Source organism: Bradyrhizobium sp. KZN70725 (assembly GCF_055264925.1).
Map to the genome: position 1 here is coordinate 15,745 of NZ_JBUYWT010000021.1, position 19,253 is coordinate 34,997.

The following is a 19,253-nucleotide window of genomic DNA, read 5'->3' on the forward strand; positions in this document are numbered from 1 at the left end:
GGAGAGGGGCGCAGTAATGTGCGGCATTGCGGGTTTCATGCGACTTCGGCCAGGCGGCCGCGGGCCTCTATCGCAGCGGGTCCTCGACGAAATGACCGATAGCCTCGCATATCGTGGGCCGGATTCGCGCGGCACTTGGCTCGACAGCGAACGAGGTGTGGGCTTCGGTCACCGACGTCTGGCGATCCGTGATTTGACCCCCACGGGCGCTCAACCGATGACGTCGGGATGTGGGCGGTTCGTCATCGTCTACAATGGTGAGGTTTACTCCCATAACGAGATTGCGGCCGATCTTGAGCGGACCAATCGTCGGCTCAAAGGTCACTCGGATACTGAAGTTATCCTCGAGGCCTGCGCGGAATGGGGCATCGAAAACGTGGTGCCGCGCCTGATCGGCATGTTCGCCATCGCGCTCTATGACAAGCAGACTGGCGATCTGACTCTTGTGCGCGACCGCCTTGGAATCAAGCCGCTTTACTGGAGCGTAATTGACGGGGTGCTGACCTTCGGCTCGGAATTGAAAGCGCTGCGCGCTGTTCCGGGCTGGCCGCCAGCCCTGGATCGCAACGCGATGGCTTCGTTCATGCGCCACAACTATATCCCGGCGCCTTTTACGATCTATAAGGATACCTACAAGCTTGAACCGGGCACCATGCTCAAGACCAAGCTTGGCGGCGAAGTTTCGACTGAGTGTTTCTGGAATCTCAGAGGCCTCGTTGAGACGTCGGTAGGCGGCAAATCGAAAATCGACGAGGGCGAGGCGATCAATCGCCTTGATGCTCTGCTGTCCGATGCGGTGAGGCGCCGGCTGGTTGCCGACGTGCCGATTGGTTCGCTGTTGTCGGGAGGGATAGACTCCTCGCTCGTGACTGCGCTGATGGCAGAGACCGCAGATCGAAAGATCAATACATTCTCGATCGGTTTTGCGGAGAAGGGATTTGACGAGGCGCCCTTTGCGCGCGAGGTCGCGCGCCACCTCGGAACTGACCACACCGAATTGTATGCTGATGCCTCGCATGCCTTGGATATGGTTGAGCATCTCCCGCAATGGTACGACGAACCGTTCGCCGACTCCTCTCAACTGCCGACCGCCTTGGTGTGCGAGCTGACGCGTCAGCATGTTAAGGTCGTGCTTTCGGGAGATGGTGGCGATGAATTGTTCGCGGGCTATTCCCGCTATGCCTACGCGCTGGATATGCGAAAGGTCGCCAGCCCCGCCCCAGGGGCTTTGCGCAATGTGCTGGCTCGAGGTCTCCGTGCTGTTCCGAGGCGTGCCTTGGATCAGATCGGCGAGGTGCTGCCGGGCCGCTGGCGGATAAACGGTCTTGGTTCGAAGGTTGAACGGTACGCCCCGGCCATTCTCGAGGGTGATCCCGACACGCTCTATCGCGGGATGCTGAGCCATTGGCACACACCGGACGATCTGGTGATCGGAGCTTCCGAGACCAAGGGGGTGCTTTGGGATACGCATCTCCCGACCGGCGTTCCGAATTTTCTCGACCGGATGATGCTTATCGACACTCTCACCTATCTGCCTGACGACATTCTGACGAAGGTCGATCGCGCCAGCATGGTCGTCGGCCTCGAAGCGCGGGTTCCGCTACTGGATCACCGGGTCGTGGAATTCTCCTGGACCCTTCCAAGGCATATGAAGTATCGCGATGGCGTTGCCAAATGGGCGTTGCGCGAGGTGCTCTATCGCCGTGTCCCGCGTGCACTGCTTGACCGTCCAAAGATGGGATTTGGCGTGCCGCTGGCGGAGTGGCTGAGGGGACCGCTGAGGGACTGGGCGGAAGAATTGTTGGCTGAGAAAAGATTGAAGGAGCAGGAATTGTTCACTCCCGCACCGATCCGAGAGCGATGGCAAGCGCATCTGGCTGGCGCGAACTGGGCCTATCCGCTGTGGAATGTCTTGATGGCGCAAGCGTGGCTGTCGGCTAATCCGGAGGTCTCGCTGTGATCGCGGCGCAGTCACTTCTTGGCTCGGTGTACGGACACCGCGAGCTCGTTGCTGAGCTCGTGAAGCGTGAGTTGCGTGATCGTCACACCGGACAGCTGCTGGGCGCGCTGTGGGCTTATGGCCATCCGCTGCTGCTCATGCTGATGTACTCGCTCCTGTTTGCCTACGTATTCCCGACCCGCGTCGGTAGCAGCGGCGGCCATCCCGATTTTGCCGTCAATGTCTTGATCGGAATAGTCTCGTGGCTGGCGTTTCAGGATTTGCTGGCGCGCTCCACCACGATATTGACCGCTCATGCAAGCCTCGTGAAGCAGATCATTTTTCCGGTCGTGGTATTGCCGATCAAGACTGCGATCGCTTCGGCGCTTCCATACTCAATCGCGCTTCTGTTCACGATCGGCTACGCTGCGGTCAGCGGAACCCTGACTTTCATGGTTCTGACCGTCCCGTTCCTGATTGCGATCCAACTCATTGCGATGACCGGCGTTGCTCTCATGCTATCGGCCCTCGGCATCTTCTTTCGCGATTTGCGCGACATCGTGACGATCTTCTGTGCGGTCAACCTGTTCGCACAGCCCATCTTGTTCAACCCGTATGTGACGCCGAGCTGGATGAATTGGGTTTTTCATTTCAATCCGTTCAGCTACCAGGTTTGGTGCTGGCAGGACGCGCTCTATTTCGGAGCCTTTCAACATCCGGCGGCTTGGATTGTTTTTCCCCTTGGGGCGGTCTCCTGCCTGACAATCGGCTACGCGGCATTCTCTCGCCTGCAGCACGGCTTTGGTGACGCGCTATGACCGGATCCGAAATCGCCATCCGTGCGCGCGGGCTGCGAAAGGCGTACCGCGTCTATGAGCATGCAATCGATCCGCTGGTGGAAGTTATTCGCCGCGTTCCGCGCCACACCGAGCGCGTGGCCCTTCAGGCCGTCGATCTCGATCTCAAGCGTGGAGAGATCGTCGGAATTCTTGGGCGCAATGGGGCCGGAAAATCGACGCTGCTCAAGATCATCGCCGGAACACTCGAGCGCTCGTCGGGTGATTTGGACGTCAACGGCCGGATCACCGCCATCCTCGAACTGGGAACCGGCTTTCACCCGGACTACACCGGCCGAGAGAACATTTTCATGGGTGGGCTGTGCCTCGGCATGCCCAAAGCGGAAATCGAACGCAAGCTCGATTCGATCATCGAATTTAGCGAGTTGCGGGACGTCATCGACCAGCCATTCAAGACCTATTCGACCGGGATGCAGGCGCGTCTCACGTTCGCCACGGCGATCAGCGTCGAGCCTGATATCCTGATCGTTGACGAAGCTCTATCGGTTGGCGACGCGCGGTTTCAAATGAAGTGCTTCGGCTGGATCCAGCGGCTGAAGCAGAAGAACGCGACGATCTTGCTCGTGTCCCATGATACCAACACGATTACGACTTTCTGCGATCGCGCCCTGATTCTGGAAGGCGGACGAGTCTTCGCGGAAGGCGAGGCCGGGCCGATATCGGTGGTCTATCACAATCTGCTGTTTGGCAAATCGGAAGCGAGCACGGCGACCGCGGCCGAAGAGGCGTCGTCGCCGGGGCTGGAGAACGCGATCAGTCAAAGAACCGTCGAGAATGCCGACGATTCCGAGCTGCCGGCGGAGGAAATCGCGCCGAAGGTTCGATATGGATCGGGTGAGGGGCGTTTGCTCGATTGGGGGGTGTTCGATGAGCACGGACGGCGCGCAACGCTCCTTCAGAGTGGAAGTAACTATCGCTTTTCGATGCGGTTTCGGTGCGATGTGGACATTCCGGCACTGTCCTGTGGTTTTGCAATTAAGGACCGCAGGGGAACTGTCGTATGGGGGGCAACCAACCTCACCAGCCATGGCGTGGCGTGGCAAGCCCGTGCCGGTGATGTTCTGACGATAGCGTGCGATTGCACGATGTGGTTGGCTGCGGGCGACTTCTTTCTAACGCTCGGCGCGGCGCATCTCCACGATGGTGCAAAAATCGATTTCGTCGAGGATGCCATTCAATTCCGGGTTGTTGGCACAAAAGGGGCTTTCACGACAGCCTTGGTCAATCTGGAGAGTGAAATCGTGATCTCCTCTGAACAAGAGGATGTCGCCCGGGTAAGCGGAGCTGTCGGAGGATGTTGAAGCGAATAATGGCGCCGTTGCTGGGACCGCGCGCGAAGACCGAGAGCGCGGCCCCGGTGCAACCCGCTCCGGCCCCGGTCTACAGTTCTGATGCTGCGCGGCTGGCGGCGGAGATCGAGAGCCTTGCGCCGGACAAGGCTGTTCAGCTTCTTACGCTCTTGAAGCGTGGGCTGGAGTTTCAATCCTCCGAATTCGAACGCTATCTTTCGGCGGAGGCGCTGACGACAGCCATCTATCCGAAGTTCAAATTCTCCGAATTTGCTCGGATATTCCTCGAGGATGAAGCATTCCTTGCCTACTACATGAGGTTCATGGATGTAGGGAACTGGCATTCGCTTGATCGCAAATATGCGATGAACGAGTTGCTGAAGCTCGTGCTTCATCTCGAAGGCGATGCCGCCGAATGCGGCGCGTACAGGGGCGCTACGGCCTACTTGCTGTGCCAGGCCTTCAGGAAGATACCGATGTCGATTCATCTCTTCGACAGTTTCGAGGGGTTGTCCGAGCCGGCTTCCGTCGATGGCACGTACTGGCGAAAGGGCTCGCTGACCGCGGCCGAAGATGAGTTGACGCAGAGCTTGCGAGAGTTCGACAACTATCGGATTTATAAGGGCTGGATTCCCACGCGATTTGCCGAAGCGGCCGACTGCAGGTTTCGCTTTGTGCACGTCGATGTCGATCTCTACCAGCCCACGCTCGACTCGCTTCAGTTCTTCTATCCTCGCATGGTTGCGGGTGGCATTATCCTGCTTGATGACCACGGGTTCAAATCATGCCCAGGTGCGAAACAAGCAGCTGACGAATTCTTCGAATCGAAGGCCGAGAATCTCGCGCTTTTGCCAACGGGGCAGGCCTTCACGATCAAGCAGTAGGATGGGGCTTCGCTGCTTCGTACAATGGTGAGAAAGCTCTGACATGGCTGCGGAACGCTTGAAGTGGACCCCCGAACTGGTCAACCGGTTCTGGGACAATGTGGGGCAAACCCGGCTGACCGAACTCAGTTTCGCGAAGCTTGGCGGCCGTAGTGTCATTACGGCTATCGATCACATACTTCCGAAGCACGGACGCATTCTCGATTTCGGTGCCGGTGATGGCCACCTTCTTCGCTTCATGGCCCAGCGGGGCCTGACCGTGGCGGGATACGAGCCGTCGAAAGGACGCGCGGCAAATCTGCAGCGTGCGCTGGAGAATTTCGATGGATTCCTGGGCGTCGTGGGCGACGACTCGACGGAGACCTTTGATGTCGTAATCATGTCCGAGGTCATCGAGCATGTTCTGGACGAGGTCATGGACGTCACGCTCGATCGTCTGGCGCGCTTTGTGCGGCCCGGGGGCGTGTTGGTCATCACGACGCCCAACAACGAAGACCTCGATTTGGACATGGCGTACTGCCCGGTCAGCAATTTGCTGTTCCATCGCTGGCAGCACGTTCGCTCGCTCGATCAATCGTCACTGAAAGCGCTTCTCTCCCGGTTCGGCTTCGATGAGGTGGTGACGCATCAGGTGGGGTTCGACGACAACATCTTTGTCCCGAACGATGCCTTCTGGAGCGGAAAGCCGCTCGTTGATCCTCTGCCGGATTGGCTTGAGAACATGCGCCAGAACAAGCCAACTCAGGCTGGGGCGGGGAATCGACTTCTGTACATTGGGCAGAAGGGGCGAGCGACCGACTATCAGGAGCAATTAACGGCCTTTCAGGCCCTTGCTGCGCAGGCGATGTCGAGCGCGTCAGCAAAGGCGTCGCCGCATCGCAGTGGAATCCTGATGATCATTGGTTCGTTGGGCCCGGGTGGCGCCGAACGGCAAATGGTCGCCTTGGTCGAACAGATCGTATCGAGAGGGATTGATTCAGTTACTGTGGCGCTCGTCCATCCGCCGGCGACGGAACGGGAGAATTTCTTCAGAGCCAGGCTGCAGAAGGCGGACGTCAAAATCATCGACGGCTTCTCTGCCGCCAAATCTCCGACCGGATCCGGGAAGACGGCGGGTCCCGATCCATTTGAATTGTTGTCGCCGGAGCTCGCTGACGTAAGGGCCTACTACGACGTTCTCTCGGATGTAAATCCCGAGACGGTGTATCTCTGGATGGACGAAGTGTGCATCAAAGGAGGCATTGCGGCGACCGTACTGCAGATTCCCCGAACATTGCTCTGCTTTCGCAATATGCCATCCTACAATTTCCCTTACTATCACGGGTACCATCGTGATTGTTATCGGTTCTTGGCAGAGCAACCGAACCTGCAGATGCTAAATAACAGCCATGCTGGTGCGCGCGCGTATGCCGCGTGGCTGGAGCTCCCAGAGGGAGCGATCAAGGTCGTGCACAACGGAATTGACCTCGACAATGATGCTGCACCCAAGGTCCTGAGAAAACAATACCGAGCCGCGTTGGGCATCGATGAGAAGATGCTGATTGTTGGCGGTGTCTTCAGGATGATGACGGAGAAACGTCCGTTCCTCTGGCTCGATGTCGCCGCGATGATACGTGAGAAGATGCCGAATGTGCGCTTCCTGCTGGTGGGCAATGGCGCGCGGTTCGATGATGTTCGCGCTCGCGCCGAGCAGCTTGGGTTGACCGGCGCATTGATATTTGCCGATCTGGAACTGCGCCCGGCCGCGGCAATCGCAGCAATGGACCTGTTCTTTCTGGCGTCTCGTATCGAGGGTCTTCCAAACGTCATTCTCGAAGCTCAGGCCCTTGGGGTTCCCGTCGCTACGACCTCCGCTGGAGGCGCTCCCGAGGCTGTGCTGGATGGCAAGACGGGGCAGATATTCAAGCCCGATGCGACAGCGCGGGTTATGGCTGATACTATCGTTGACTTGCTAGGCAACTTGCGCTGGAGAGAAAAAGCTGCGCAACTGGCCCCGCGACAGGTCAAGACTTCTTTTAATATAGAGCTCATGGCCGACGGGATGCTGGCCGCCCGCGATGAAATTGCGGTCGGTTCGGCAGTTGATAGCGTGGTTGTTGAGGCGGGTCCGTCGGCTGATCCTGTTGTGGAGAAGGCAGATCGACCGCAACGACCTTGGGCGCTGCGGTGGTTTGCAGCCAAGCTCCCGTCCTGGATCTATCGATCGTGAGCGGGCGACCGGGCCGAAGGTAGTGCCGAACCCATCGTGCGTATTAAGCAGGATCGAGCAAACCCATGACCGCAAGATTTGAACGGGGGCCGGCCAGGCCATTTGTCTAGGGGGCGAAGAACGTGGGCAAGGAGGAACAAGCGACATCGAAGGGCAATGCTGCATGGCGGCCGCCGGCGCGGACCGTTTCTTCCATGTTTGCAATAGGTCCAAAATTCGTGGCGAGGGCATTCGCCGTGGCGGTCCGTCGCAATCTGCCGCACCGCACGATTGCATTTATTCGGCAGTACCGGCCGCGTCGACCTCCAACCGTCACGTTCAAAGATGCGTATTTGTTCGCCTGGTCGAAGATGGCTCGTATTCGGCAGTACCGGCCGCGTCGATCTCCAACCGTCACGTTCAAAGATGCGTATTTGTTAGCCTGGTCGAAGATGGCTCGCTGTCGTCCCTTGTTGGCGCGCGATCCGGCAGAACTCAGCATGGTGGAGCGGGTCGAGCGTGGAATTCTCAAGCTCGTCCTGGCGATGCCTGATCGACGACATCGTCGCGCGCTCAGGCAGTTCGGTATCCAGCTGGAGAGGCAAGGTGTCTCGGCCGCGAGGAGATCGATTGCGCAGCAGCACGGTGTGACGATGATGATCGGCACGCTTGGCCCAGGCGGTGCAGAGCGCCAATTGGTGGTCACGGCGCGGGGGCTTCGCGAAGGCCGGAAGCCAAGCATCCGCGTGGCATGCGTCAATCTATCCTCCCCAGTCAGCAGGTTTTTTCTGCCGGAGCTTGAGTCCAGGGATATTGCAGCCAGCGTCATCGGCACTGAGGTGGACAGTAACCTCGAACCGGCGCGGCGGGCCGTCGTCGATGCCTTGCCGCCGGAGCTGCGGGACGACGTGGCCCTCTATGCCAAGACATTGGCGGCGCAGAACCCCGAGATTGCCCATCTGTGGCTCGACGAAGTCAACATCAAAGGGGGTATCGCGGCGGTGCTGACCGGCGTGCCAAAGATCATCATCTCGCAACGTAGTTTGCCGCCGATCAATTTCGTTTTTCATCAGCCATACATGCGTGAAAGCTACCGCTGGCTCGCGCGTCAGCCGGGTGTCAAGATGATCAACAACAGTGCGGCTGGCGCGAGGGCTTACGAGGCTTGGCTTGGATTAGCCAAGGACTCGATTGGCGTTGTCCGCAATGGTTATGCCTTTGATGAGTCCGAGCTGGCGGGGTACAAGGCGGATTGCGCCAAGCTCCGACAGCGCGTCGGAATTGAACCCGGCGCGCAGGTTGTGGGGACCGTGATGCGCTTCACCGAGGAAAAGTGCCCCATGCTGTGGCTGGAGATCGCAGCGCTCATCCGCCGGGAACTGCCTGATGTGCGTTTTCTGATCGTTGGAGATGGACCTTTGCGCGCGGTCATGGAGGCTCGCGCGGCTGCTGACGATTTGGCAGGAGCCGTGTTTTTCGCGGGCCATCTGAAGGAGTCGATGGCCGCTATTGCCAGCATGGACCTGATGCTTCTGACCTCCCGTGCGGAGGGGCTTCCGAACGTTTTGGTCGAAGCGCAGTTCCTGGGGGTGCCCGCCGTGACGACGCCCGCCGGCGGCGCGCCAGAGGCTGTCAATCACGGCAAGTCAGGGTGGGTTCTCCAAGGCTGGGACGCGGCATCGAGTGCTTGCCAAATCGTGCGCCTTTTGCGAGACGGCCACTGGCGAGAAGCCGCGGCGAAAGATGGTCCTGAGTTCGCGTTCAAGCGCTTCGGGGTTCAGCGTGCGATCGATGAAACGCTCGCGGTGTATGGTTAAACGGATTCCAGAGGACAATTTGATGGACCAGGTAGAAGAGAAGCGCTTCGAGTTCGGAAAGAATTGGCATGACTTCATTCAGAAGAATTTCGACGCGGAGAAGGTTCAGACTTCGAAGCGTCATATCCTTCAGTTCATGGGGCGTTCCGATCTCAATGGCCTGACGGTTATCGATATTGGCTGTGGCAGCGGGCTGCATTCGATTGCCATGCTCGATGCAGGCGCCGCCCGGGTGGACGGCTTCGACTATGATCCGGATTCGGTCCGGGCCAGCAAATTTGTCCAGTCGCAAGCGGGCAACCCTGCCAATTGGACCGCGGAGCAGGGGTCGGTTCTCGACGATGCCTACGTCGCCAAATTGCCGCTCTACGATCTGGTCTATTCGTGGGGTGTGCTGCATCACACGGGCGAGGTCTGGCATGCGATTCAAAATGCAGCCAGCCGAGTGAAGCCGGGAGGACTGTTCTACATCGCACTCTACTCGGCCGACGTACAGAAAGACCCGACTCCGGAGTTCTGGCTTGATGTGAAGCGCCGATACGTTGCTTCCGGTTGGCTGCGGCGCAGGCTCATGGACGGTTGGTACGTCTGGCGTTTCGAGATGTACCGAGATCCGCGCAATTTGCCCGCGTTCCTGCGGCGGGTGCGGGAATACAAGAAAATGCGCGGCATGAACAAGTTTACCGACATCCGCGATTGGCTCGGCGGCTGGCCCATGGAGTTCGTCTACGACAAGGACGCCATCGATTTTGTCGAGAAGATGGGCTTCAAGCTCGAGAAGATCGCAACCGGCGAAGCAAATTCCGAATTCCTGTTTGTTCGGAATGCGTAGAGGAACGATGCTATGTGCTCTGCCGCATGGAATCGCGACAAGGCGTTCGCGGTCGCGGCGAGGATGTCATTGATTTTCAGACAATGAGCCCACTCCCGATCATATACGTGATCGGCTCCCTCGATGTCGGGGGAGCCGAGCGGCATCTGGCACAGATCATCCCGAGACTTGATCGCGGCCGATGGAAGCCGGTCGTTTGTTGCATGACCGAAAGAGGCAAGCTCGCAGATGGTCTGGAGGCGGCCGGCTTCGAGGTGATAGCCCGTCCGGTCGCGCGGCGTTCCGGCGGCGCGTCTCGGATACGAAGCTTCGTGCGTCTCGCTGAGACGGTACTCTGGCTTTGCCGGGTCATGCGCCGATTTCGTCCGGCAATCGCTCATTTCTTTTTGCCTGGGGCATACATCCTGGGGGCTCCGGCGTCGATTCTGGCTCGCGTTCCTGTTCGGATCATGAGCCGACGAAGCCTCAATTACTATCAGCGCAACATTCGCTTTAGTCCTGCGATCGAAGGCTGGCTGCATCCCCATATGACGGCCATTCTCGGCAATTCAAACAGCGTGGTGCGCCAACTGCATGATGACGAAAACGTCCAGGCAGATCGGCTCGGCCTGATCTACAACGGCATCGATTTCGCAAAGTATCAAAAGTCTTCGATGGTGCGGCAGGGCGTGCGTGCCTCCCTCGAAATCGATCAAGACGCGCTTGTTTTCATTATGGTGGCAAACCTCATCCCTTACAAAGGACATCAGGATTTGCTCGTGGCCTTTTCGATGGCTTGCCCTCATTTGCCCGCCGGCTGGAGGCTCTTAGTGGTGGGGCGCGACGACGGAATCGGCGGGGCGCTGCGTGAGCAAGCGACGAATCTCAAAATAGCCGACAACGTGCTCTTTCTCGATTCAAGAAGCGACGTGCCTGATCTCCTGTGTGGCGCGGACATCGGTGTTCTGTCCTCGCACGAGGAGGGGTTCTCGAACGCGGTGCTCGAGAGCATGGCGGCCGGACTTCCGGTGATCGCAACCGACGTGGGAGGAAATCCCGAGGCGAATATCAACGGAGAAACCGGGTTCATCGTGCCGCCGCGTGATCCCAAAGCGATGAGCAAGGCAATACTTCTTCTCTCTGCGGACGGGGCATTGCGCGCCAGAATGGGCATGAAGGCGGCAGACCGGGCTGAAAAGACCTTCAGTCTGGATGCTTGTGTGTCGCGCTATGAGGATCTTTATCGCGGCTTGCTGGAGGGCAAGATTCCGAATGATATCCCGAGCATCCGGCTTTCGAAGTAATCTATCCCCACCGTTCACGCCAGGCTTCGAACATCAAGACGTCCCAGAGCGCGTATTGCCAGTTGCGCTTGCGCGACAGATGCTCGGTCCAGTGCCGGCGAATGAGCGCGACGTCGAAGAAATCCGTCTCCCGCAACCGCTTCTCGGAAAGCAGATTTTCCGCCCACTGCCGCAACGGCCCGCGCAGCCATTCGTCGAGTGGAACAGAAAAGCCCATCTTTGGACGCTCGACGAGATTTCTCGGGACGTGACGGTACAGAACCTGACGTAACAGCCATTTGCTGACGCCGCGCCGGATCTTGACGGAGTGCGGGAGCCGCCAGGCCATTTCGACAACGCGGTGATCGAGCAGCGGCACTCTCGCTTCAAGAGCGACCGCCATGCTCGCACGATCGACCTTCGTCAGGATATCGTCGGGAAGATAGGTCACCGAGTCGAGGAATTGCATTCGATCGAGCAAGTTCGGAAAGTCGGTCCGTACGGAATTGTCCCACAAGACCCCACGGGCTTCCGCCACGCCGGGCGCAATGCTATCCGGGTCCCAATGGCTGATCAGCTTTCTGTACAGCTCATCGGCATCGTTCAACCCGAGCACGTTCGCGAATTTATGGATCTTGTCGCCCGGCAGTCGTGGATAGCTGTGCTCCGGAAGGTAGTCGAAAATCGCGTTCCATCGCTCCGAGCTTACCGAAGTCAGGCCCGCTGCGAGTGCCTTTCGCGCGGGGGTCGGCACCAGCGAAAGCATCCTCCAGGAACGCCGGGTCAGCTGATATCGATTGTAGCCCGAGAAGAGTTCGTCGCCGCCATCGCCCGAAAGTGCGACGGTGACGTGCTTGCGTGTCATCGCCGAAACCAGGTAGGTCGGAATCTGTGACGAGTCAGCGAACGGCTCGTCGAAGATTTCGGAAAGCTTCGGTACGACCTCGAGCGCTTGCTGCGAGGTTGCGATGAGTTCGGTGTGCTCGGTTCCGAGATGCTTGGCGATCGCAGCGGCGTGAGGTGCCTCGTTAAAGGCCTTTTGCTCAAAGCCGATCGAGAACGTCTTTACCGGTCCGACGTTTGCGGCCTTCATCAACGCGACGACGGTCGATGAATCGATTCCGCCGGAAAGGAATGCGCCGAGCGGCACGTCCGCCATCGTTCGCTTGCGGATGGCATCGACAAGAAGCGTCTCGAGTTGTTCGACCAGCGACGCCTCGTCTCCGGAGAGCGGGTTGCTCAGGCCGTCGAGAGCCACCTGCCGGGCATCCCAGAACTTATCAATTTGTTGTTCGCGGCCGAATTCCAGGGTCAGAATAGTCCCCGGCTCGAGTTTGTAGACATCCCGATAGATGGTGTGCGGAGCCGGAATATAGTTGTGTCGCATGAACGAGGCGACCGCCGCCGGTTCGATCCGCGGCGTCCATCCCGGATGCCGGCGCAGCGCCTTGAGCTCCGAGCCGAACATGAACAGCCCGCCGACCTTGGCCCAATAGATCGGTTTGATGCCGAGTCGATCGCGAATGAGCTTCAGGGTTCGCTCTTGCCTGTCCCAGATCGCGATCGCAAACATGCCGATCAGTCGGTCAGCCGTGGCGCGGATTCCGTATCGCGCGAACGATTCGAGCAGGACCTCGGTGTCCGAGTGTCCGCGAAAACGGTGGCCGGTCGCTTCGATCTCGGCTCGGATTGGAAGGTGGCTGTAGACCTCGCCATTGTAGACCATCACGAAGCGGCCATCGGCCGAGTGCATGGGCTGGTGTCCGGCGGGCGAAAGATCCACGATCGACAGGCGGCGGTGAACGAGGGCAACACCAGCTTCGGCATCGACCCATATGCCGTGGTCGTCGGGACCGCGATGTTCCAGGCTGACGTCCATGGCGTCGGCGATGGATTTAAGCTGTTCGACCGATGTCCGACTGCTAGGGTCCGCGAGAAATCCGGCGATTCCGCACATCGTGCCCTACTGGAAGGCTTGCAAATCGGTCAGCGGGCAGGGGCCGAGCCAGGGAGATTGCCCGTCCAGCAGAATTAGCTCATATCGCATCTAAACCACGACAATAAGACGGCATCCACGGTTGATGACCTGGCTCAGGCGGGAACCAATAGGCGCGAAGGTTATCCCGAGGGAACCGGATAAGGCAAAGTTGGCGACGCCGGTATTGGGTCGACGAAGCTCAGAGCCGACGCATTTTGGCCGTGTCGCAGGTGTCTCAAAGGATGCAAGAGGGGCCGAAGAGGTTAATAACTTGGTATTCTCTTTAGGTCGCCCTGGCAATAGCGCTCATTTTTTGCGGCAGAATCCTTGGTATCTTAAGGACTTTCGCTCTTGCGACGTCGGCTGTATGGCGGCTAAACAACCGGCCTCGATGGTACGCCTGAGCCGGAACTTCCTTTATGTCACATTTCCGAAAGATTGCAGTTATTGGGTTGGGCTATGTCGGCCTTCCCGTTGCGGTTGCCTTCGCCCGCAAAAGAATACCCGTCGTTGGTTTTGACGTGGACCGCAGCCGTGTTGCCGAGCTCAGCAAGGGATATGACCGTACGCGTGAAGTCGACGCCGAAGATCTTCGCCATGCGTCGCTGACGTTCTCCGTGGATTCGGTGGCGATCCGGGACTCGGATTTCTTCATCGTCACTGTGCCGACGCCAATCGACGATGCGCACCGGCCGGATTTGGGGGCAATGATTGCCGCATCGCGCACGGTCGGCGGTGCGCTCAAGAAGGGTGACATCGTCGTCTACGAATCGACGGTTTATCCGGGCGCGATCGAGGAGGAATGTATCCCCATCCTGGCCGAGGTCTCCCATTTGAAGCCGGGCGTGGACTTCACGGTCGGGTACTCTCCCGAGCGGATCAATCCCGGTGACAAACTGCACCGTTTCGAGACCATCATGAAGGTCGTCTCTGCTCAGGATCCGAAAACGCTCGACATCGTTGCTAATGTCTATGGGTCCGTCGTAACGGCCGGCATCCATCGCGCACCTTCCATCAAGGTGGCCGAGGCTGCCAAGGTCATCGAGAACACGCAGCGCGATCTGAACATCGCGTTTATGAACGAGCTATCGCTGATCTTTCAGGTGCTGAATATCGACACTGGCGACGTTTTGGCGGCCGCGGGCACAAAATGGAATTTTCTGCCGTTTCAGCCCGGCCTCGTTGGCGGCCACTGCATCGGCGTCGACCCCTACTATCTGACTTTTCGTGCCGAGCGAGCGGGCTACCATCCGGAGGTGATTCTGGCCGGTCGCCGGATCAATGACGGCATGGGTCAGCGCATTGCGCGTGAATGTGTTCGAATGCTGCTTCGCGGGAAGGGCAAGGGGGGCAAAAGCACCGTCACGGTACTTGGCCTGACCTTCAAGGAAAATGTCCCGGATACGCGCAACTCCCGTGTGGTCGACATCATTCGTGAGCTTGAGACATTTGGTATTCACGTTCAGGTGCACGATCCTCTCGCGAATGCGGAGGATGCAAGCCATGAATATGGGCTGACGCTGACTGATCTCGATGACCTGCGCCCGGCGGATGCGGTTATCCTGGCCGTCGCGCATGATAGCTATCTCGCCGGTGGCTGGCCGCTCTTTCAGCGCCTATTGGATGGCGGCACGGGCCTCATTCTGGATGTCAAAGCGAAGCTCGACCGTAGCGTAGCTCCCGCCGGCATCGAGCTCTGGCGGCTATAGAACAATGGCTGAGAAAGCGATGTCGCACGATACACCACTGGTCACTGGAGCTGCCGGGTTCATTGGCTTTCACGTTGCCCAGCGCCTCTTGGCGGCGGGCCGCAAGGTCGTCGGCCTGGACATCGTCAACGACTATTACGATCCTCAACTGAAGGAAGCACGTCTCGAGATCCTGAAGCGCGACCCGAACTTCACTTTTGTGAAGCTCGATTTGACTGATCGCGCGGGTATCAAGTCGCTCTTTGCCGCGTATCGTTTTCCTGTCGTTGTCCATCTCGCCGCCCAAGCCGGCGTGCGCTACTCGCTGGAGCATCCACATGCCTATGTGGATGCAAACCTGGAAGGCTTCATCAATATTCTTGAAGGATGTCGCCACAACGGGTGCGGACACTTGCTGTTTGCATCATCGTCATCGGTCTACGGCAGCAATACAAAACTGCCCTTCTCGGTGCATGACAATGTCGACCATCCGATCAGCCTGTACGCCGCGTCAAAGAAGGCCAATGAGTTGATGGCGCACTCGTACAGCCATCTGTATGGCATCCCTGCTACCGGCCTGCGGTTCTTCACGGTCTATGGTCCGTGGGGCCGCCCGGACATGGCCATGTTCATTTTCGCGAAAGCGATTTTGAGTGAAACGCCGATCAAATTGTTCAACAACGGTGATATGCGCCGTGACTTCACTTTTGTTGACGATATCGCCGAAGCGATCATCCGCCTCATGGCGCGGCCACCTCAGGGGCAATCAATCCCCCCCACAGCCGCGCCCGATCCTTCGAGCAGCAGGGCGCCCTGGAAGATCTACAATATCGGCAACAATAACCCCGAGGAGCTCTTGCACGTCGTCTCTCTGCTGGAGAAGGAGCTCGGCCGGAAAGCAATCAGGGAACTGCTTCCGATGCAGCCCGGCGATGTGCCGGCGACCTATGCAGACATTGAAGATCTGGCGCGGGACATCGGATTTCGGCCTGCGACCAGCATCGAGGATGGGATCGCGCGATTTATCAAGTGGTACCGCGAGTACCACAAGGTTTGACAGGGAGCCGACATTCGGGCGTCGGCGCGGATCGGGTTTGCTCCCCACTGCCCGGCGACGAACATGGCGGAATCGGCGTGCCGTCCGCCACCTGATCGGCGCATGGCCTTGCTTTATCCCGGGTTTTCTGGGTAATGGAACGCTACCGTGCGGCTCGCAAGGCCGCTTGTTCCCTCGGCTCTTCGGCTGGTTGCACTGGCCAGCCACGAGACAAGACAGGGCCTGTTGCATGATCAGATTTGGCCTGCTCGGGTGCGGGCGTATCGCCAAGCGTCACTCGGATCTTCTGGGTGGCAATCACATCGAAGGAGCGAGCCTGGTCGCGGTCTGCGATCCGATCCGCGCGCGCGCCGATGCGGTTGCCGGGAAGTTCGGCGTTGCGGCCCATTACGACATGGACGAATTCCTGGCGCGGAAGGACATCGATGCCATCGCCGTGCTGACGCCGAGCGGTCAGCACCCCGCGCATGTGATCGCCTGCGCGAGGGCCGGCAAGCACGTCGTGGTCGAGAAGCCGATGGCGCTGCGTCTGCAGGACGCCGACGACATGATCCGGGCCTGCGACCAGGCCGGCGTCAAGATGTTCATCGTCAAGCAGAACCGCTTCAACGTGCCGGTAGTCAAGGCGCGCGAGGCGCTCGACGCCGGCCGCTTCGGCAAGCTCATCCTGGGGACGGTCAGGGTGCGCTGGTGCCGCGACCAGGCCTATTACGACCAGGACGATTGGCGCGGCACCTGGGCCTATGACGGCGGCGTGCTGACCAATCAGGCGAGCCACCATGTCGACATGCTAGAGTGGTTCTTCGGCGACGTCGTGAGCGTGCATGCGCGCGCGGCAACGGCGCTGGCCAACATCGAAACCGAAGATACGGCGGTTGCAACGCTGAAGTTCCGCAATGGCGCGCTCGGGATCATCGAGGCGACCACCGCGGCGCGCCCGACCGATCTCGAGGGCTCGCTCTCGATCCTGGGCGAAAAGGGCACGGTCGAGATTTCGGGCTTTGCGGTCAACCAGATCCGGCACTGGCGCTTTGTCGACGAGCTGCCGTCTGACAAGGACGTCGTGGAGAAGTTCTCGGTCAACCCGCCCAACGTCTACGGCTTCGGCCATCAGGCCTATTATCACCATGTGGTCGATTGCCTCGAGAACCAGCGCGCCGCGCTGGTCGACGGGCTCGAGGGCCGCAAGAGCCTGGAGCTGATCTCGGCCCTCTACGAGTCGATCGAGACCGGCGAGGAAGTCGCGCTGCGCTTCACGCCACGGCTAAGCCGGCTGGGCGTCGCTTCGTGAACCGGCCGGACGTGCATCAGGCCAGCGTGCGCGATGTCGCGTTCGGCGAACGCGTCAAGATCGTCGAGCCCTGCAACCTGTATGGCTGCAAGCTCGGCGACGACTGCTTCGTTGGCCCCTTCACCGAAATCCAGAAGGGCGTGATCGTCGGGGCGCGCACCCGCGTGCAGTCGCATGCCTTCGTCTGCGAGCTCGTCACCATCGGCGAGGATTGTTTCATCGGGCACGGTGTGATGTTCGTCAACGACACGTTCTCCACCGGCGGCCCGGCGCGTGGACGCAAGGAGCTGTGGCGCGAGACGGTGATCGGCAACCGGGTGTCGATCGGCTCCAATGCGACGATCATGCCGGTCAGGATCGTCGACGACGTCGTCATCGGCGCCGGATCGGTGGTGACCAAGCACATCACGACGCCTGGCACCTATGCCGGCAATCCGGCGCGCCGGCTGCTGACAAGCCAATAGGGCAATAGGGGAATATCGATGGCGGTGCCGTATGCCGACCTGCAACTGCAATACCAGTCCATCAAGGGCGAGATCGACGCTGCGATCGCCGGCGTGATCCGTGACAACGCCTTCATTCGCGGCAGCTATGTCGACGCCTTCGAGCGCGAATTTGCGGCGGCGGCCGAGGTCGCTCATTGCGTGTCCTGCGCCAACGGCACCGACGCGCTTTACCTCGCCATGCGCGCGCTGAAGGTGAAGCCGGGCGACGAGGTGATCACGACGGCGCATTCCTGGATCTCGACCGCTGCGATGATCACCCACTCCGGTGCCACCGTCGTGTTCTGCGACACCGACGAGGCGACGTTCACGATCGATCCGGCGGCCATCGAGGCCGCGATCACGCCGCGCACGGTCGGCATCATCCCGGTGCATCTCTATGGCCAGCCCGCGGATATGGACGCGATCATGGCGATCGCGCAGAAGCACAAGCTGTGGGTGATCGAGGATTGCGCCCAGGCCCATCTCGCGCGCTACAAGGGTCGCATGGTCGGCACCTTCGGCGAGGCCGCGACCTATTCCTTCTATCCCGGCAAGAATCTCGGCGCGATGGGCGATGCCGGCGCGGTCGTCACCAACGACGCGGCGCTCGCCGAGCAGATGGCCATGCTGGCGCGCCATGGTGGACTGGTGAAGCACCAGCACCACATCGAAGGCATCAACAGCCGGCTCGACGGCATGCAGGCCGCGATCCTCTCGGCCAAGCTGCCGCATCTTGCCGCCTGGACCGAGGCCCGGCAGGCCGCCGCCGAGATCTATGATGCCGGCCTCAATCAGATCGAGGATGTCGTGGTGCCCGAAGTCGCGCCGGCGCGCAGCCACGTCTATCACCTCTACACGATCAGGCATCCGCGCCGCGACGCGCTCGCCGCTCATCTCAACGCCAATGGCGTGCAGACCGCCATCAACTATCCCACTGCGCTGCCGTTCCTGCCGGCCTATGCGCGGTTCGATCATCGGCCGGAGCAGTTCCCTAACGCGCATCGCGATCAGGGCCGGATTCTCTCGCTGCCGATGTTCGCCGAGATCACGCGCCGGCAGCAGGACGAGGTGATTGAGCTGATCCGGAAGTTCTGACCGCGATCGCGCGGCCTCGCGCTTGACGCTGTGGTCTTCAGCTCCCGAGCAGCAGAGGCCTCAGGAACTTTTCCAGATTGGAGCCTGAGAACAGGTAGCTCTTCAGCCCGGCCGCTCGTGCCGCCTCGAGATCCGTCGGCTGATCGCCGACCAGGAAGCTGCGTTCGACGTCGACCGGAAAGCGTTCCAGCAGATCATTGATCATGCCCGGCGACGGTTTGCGCCGGTGGCTGACCTGCCGATATCGTTCAACCGTCCCTTCAGGATGGAACGGGCAGTATTCAAAGGCGTCGATATGCGCGCCGATCCTGCGAAGCTCATCGGCCATCCAGTCGTGAAGCTCCTGGACATGTGTCTCCTCGTAGAGACCCCTTGCGACGCCTGACTGGTTGGTTACGACGAACGCAAAATACCCCATGTCGTTGACGGCCTTGACCGCCTCGCGCGCGCCGTCGATCCAGACCAGCCTGTGGCTTTCAAACAGGTAACCGATGTCCTGGTTCAGGACGCCGTCCCGATCGAAGAAGACGGCCGGCTTTCGCGGCTGATCTCCGGAAGCGCTGCTCATGAGGTGATGATCCGTCCATCTCC

Annotated in this window: 15 protein-coding genes; 13 read left to right on the top strand and 2 right to left on the bottom strand. The window is 59.7% G+C overall.

Annotation, left to right across the window (positions count from 1 at the left end; translation table 11 throughout):
• Positions 1–16 precede the first annotated feature (16 nt).
• The 8 genes from asnB (ACZBJS_RS20925) to ACZBJS_RS20960 all read left to right on the top strand — a co-directional run bounded on the left by asnB (ACZBJS_RS20925) (position 17) and on the right by ACZBJS_RS20960 (position 11,089).
• On the top strand, positions 17–1,960 hold the full coding sequence (asnB, locus tag ACZBJS_RS20925; RefSeq protein ID WP_463439085.1) for an asparagine synthase (glutamine-hydrolyzing): 1,944 nt from the start codon (positions 17–19) through the stop codon (positions 1,958–1,960).
• The gene (locus ACZBJS_RS20930; protein WP_253589796.1) at positions 1,957–2,757 is read left to right on the top strand and encodes an ABC transporter permease; all 801 of its coding nucleotides are present in this window, start codon (positions 1,957–1,959) and stop codon (positions 2,755–2,757) included. The genes asnB (ACZBJS_RS20925) and ACZBJS_RS20930 overlap by 4 nt, the downstream gene beginning before the upstream one ends.
• Positions 2,754–4,097, top strand: coding sequence for an ABC transporter ATP-binding protein (locus ACZBJS_RS20935; RefSeq protein WP_229158727.1), 1,344 nt, complete (start codon positions 2,754–2,756; stop codon positions 4,095–4,097). The genes ACZBJS_RS20930 and ACZBJS_RS20935 overlap by 4 nt, the downstream gene beginning before the upstream one ends.
• 8 nt (positions 4,098–4,105) lie before the next feature.
• The gene (locus ACZBJS_RS20940) at positions 4,106–4,969 is read left to right on the top strand and encodes a TylF/MycF/NovP-related O-methyltransferase (RefSeq protein ID WP_463439086.1); all 864 of its coding nucleotides are present in this window, start codon (positions 4,106–4,108) and stop codon (positions 4,967–4,969) included.
• 43 nt (positions 4,970–5,012) lie between these two features.
• On the top strand, positions 5,013–7,178 hold the full coding sequence (locus ACZBJS_RS20945) for a methyltransferase domain-containing protein (protein WP_463439087.1): 2,166 nt from the start codon (positions 5,013–5,015) through the stop codon (positions 7,176–7,178).
• 122 nt (positions 7,179–7,300) lie between these two features.
• Complete coding sequence (locus ACZBJS_RS20950; RefSeq protein ID WP_456792503.1) at positions 7,301–8,974, top strand: glycosyltransferase; 1,674 nt, start codon at positions 7,301–7,303, stop codon at positions 8,972–8,974.
• 22 nt (positions 8,975–8,996) lie between these two features.
• Positions 8,997–9,806: a class I SAM-dependent methyltransferase gene (locus tag ACZBJS_RS20955; RefSeq protein ID WP_016847978.1), complete on the top strand. Its 810-nt coding sequence runs from the start codon at positions 8,997–8,999 to the stop codon at positions 9,804–9,806.
• Positions 9,807–9,913: 107 nt separating this feature from the next.
• Positions 9,914–11,089 carry a glycosyltransferase gene (locus ACZBJS_RS20960; protein WP_253607799.1) on the top strand — a complete coding sequence of 392 codons (1,176 nt, stop codon included), beginning with the start codon at positions 9,914–9,916 and terminating at the stop codon, positions 11,087–11,089.
• Position 11,090: 1 nt separating this feature from the next.
• Here the strand turns inward: ACZBJS_RS20960 and asnB (ACZBJS_RS20965) are convergent, their stop codons facing one another.
• A complete protein-coding gene (asnB, locus tag ACZBJS_RS20965) occupies positions 11,091–13,025 on the bottom strand; it encodes an asparagine synthase (glutamine-hydrolyzing) (protein ID WP_253607800.1) in 1,935 nt (644 codons plus the stop codon).
• A gap of 440 nt (positions 13,026–13,465) precedes the next feature.
• Here asnB (ACZBJS_RS20965) and ACZBJS_RS20970 point away from each other — a divergent pair, with 440 nt between their 5' ends.
• The 5 genes from ACZBJS_RS20970 to ACZBJS_RS20990 all read left to right on the top strand — a co-directional run bounded on the left by ACZBJS_RS20970 (position 13,466) and on the right by ACZBJS_RS20990 (position 18,662).
• Entirely contained in the window at positions 13,466–14,755 is a 1,290-nt protein-coding gene (locus tag ACZBJS_RS20970; RefSeq protein WP_463439088.1) for a nucleotide sugar dehydrogenase, read from the top strand.
• Between the two features lie 19 nt (positions 14,756–14,774).
• Positions 14,775–15,791, top strand: coding sequence for an NAD-dependent epimerase (locus ACZBJS_RS20975; RefSeq protein WP_028338350.1), 1,017 nt, complete (start codon positions 14,775–14,777; stop codon positions 15,789–15,791).
• A gap of 229 nt (positions 15,792–16,020) precedes the next feature.
• The gene (locus ACZBJS_RS20980; RefSeq protein ID WP_229158739.1) at positions 16,021–17,082 is read left to right on the top strand and encodes a Gfo/Idh/MocA family protein; all 1,062 of its coding nucleotides are present in this window, start codon (positions 16,021–16,023) and stop codon (positions 17,080–17,082) included.
• The gene (locus tag ACZBJS_RS20985) at positions 17,079–17,546 is read left to right on the top strand and encodes an acyltransferase (RefSeq protein ID WP_253589801.1); all 468 of its coding nucleotides are present in this window, start codon (positions 17,079–17,081) and stop codon (positions 17,544–17,546) included. Before ACZBJS_RS20980 ends, ACZBJS_RS20985 begins: the two co-directional genes overlap by 4 nt.
• A gap of 18 nt (positions 17,547–17,564) precedes the next feature.
• On the top strand, positions 17,565–18,662 hold the full coding sequence (locus ACZBJS_RS20990; protein ID WP_253607802.1) for a DegT/DnrJ/EryC1/StrS family aminotransferase: 1,098 nt from the start codon (positions 17,565–17,567) through the stop codon (positions 18,660–18,662).
• 37 nt (positions 18,663–18,699) lie between these two features.
• Here ACZBJS_RS20990 and ACZBJS_RS20995 read toward each other — a convergent pair whose 3' ends face one another.
• Complete coding sequence (locus tag ACZBJS_RS20995) at positions 18,700–19,230, bottom strand: HAD family hydrolase (RefSeq protein ID WP_028338346.1); 531 nt, start codon at positions 19,228–19,230, stop codon at positions 18,700–18,702.
• Positions 19,231–19,253 lie beyond the last annotated feature (23 nt).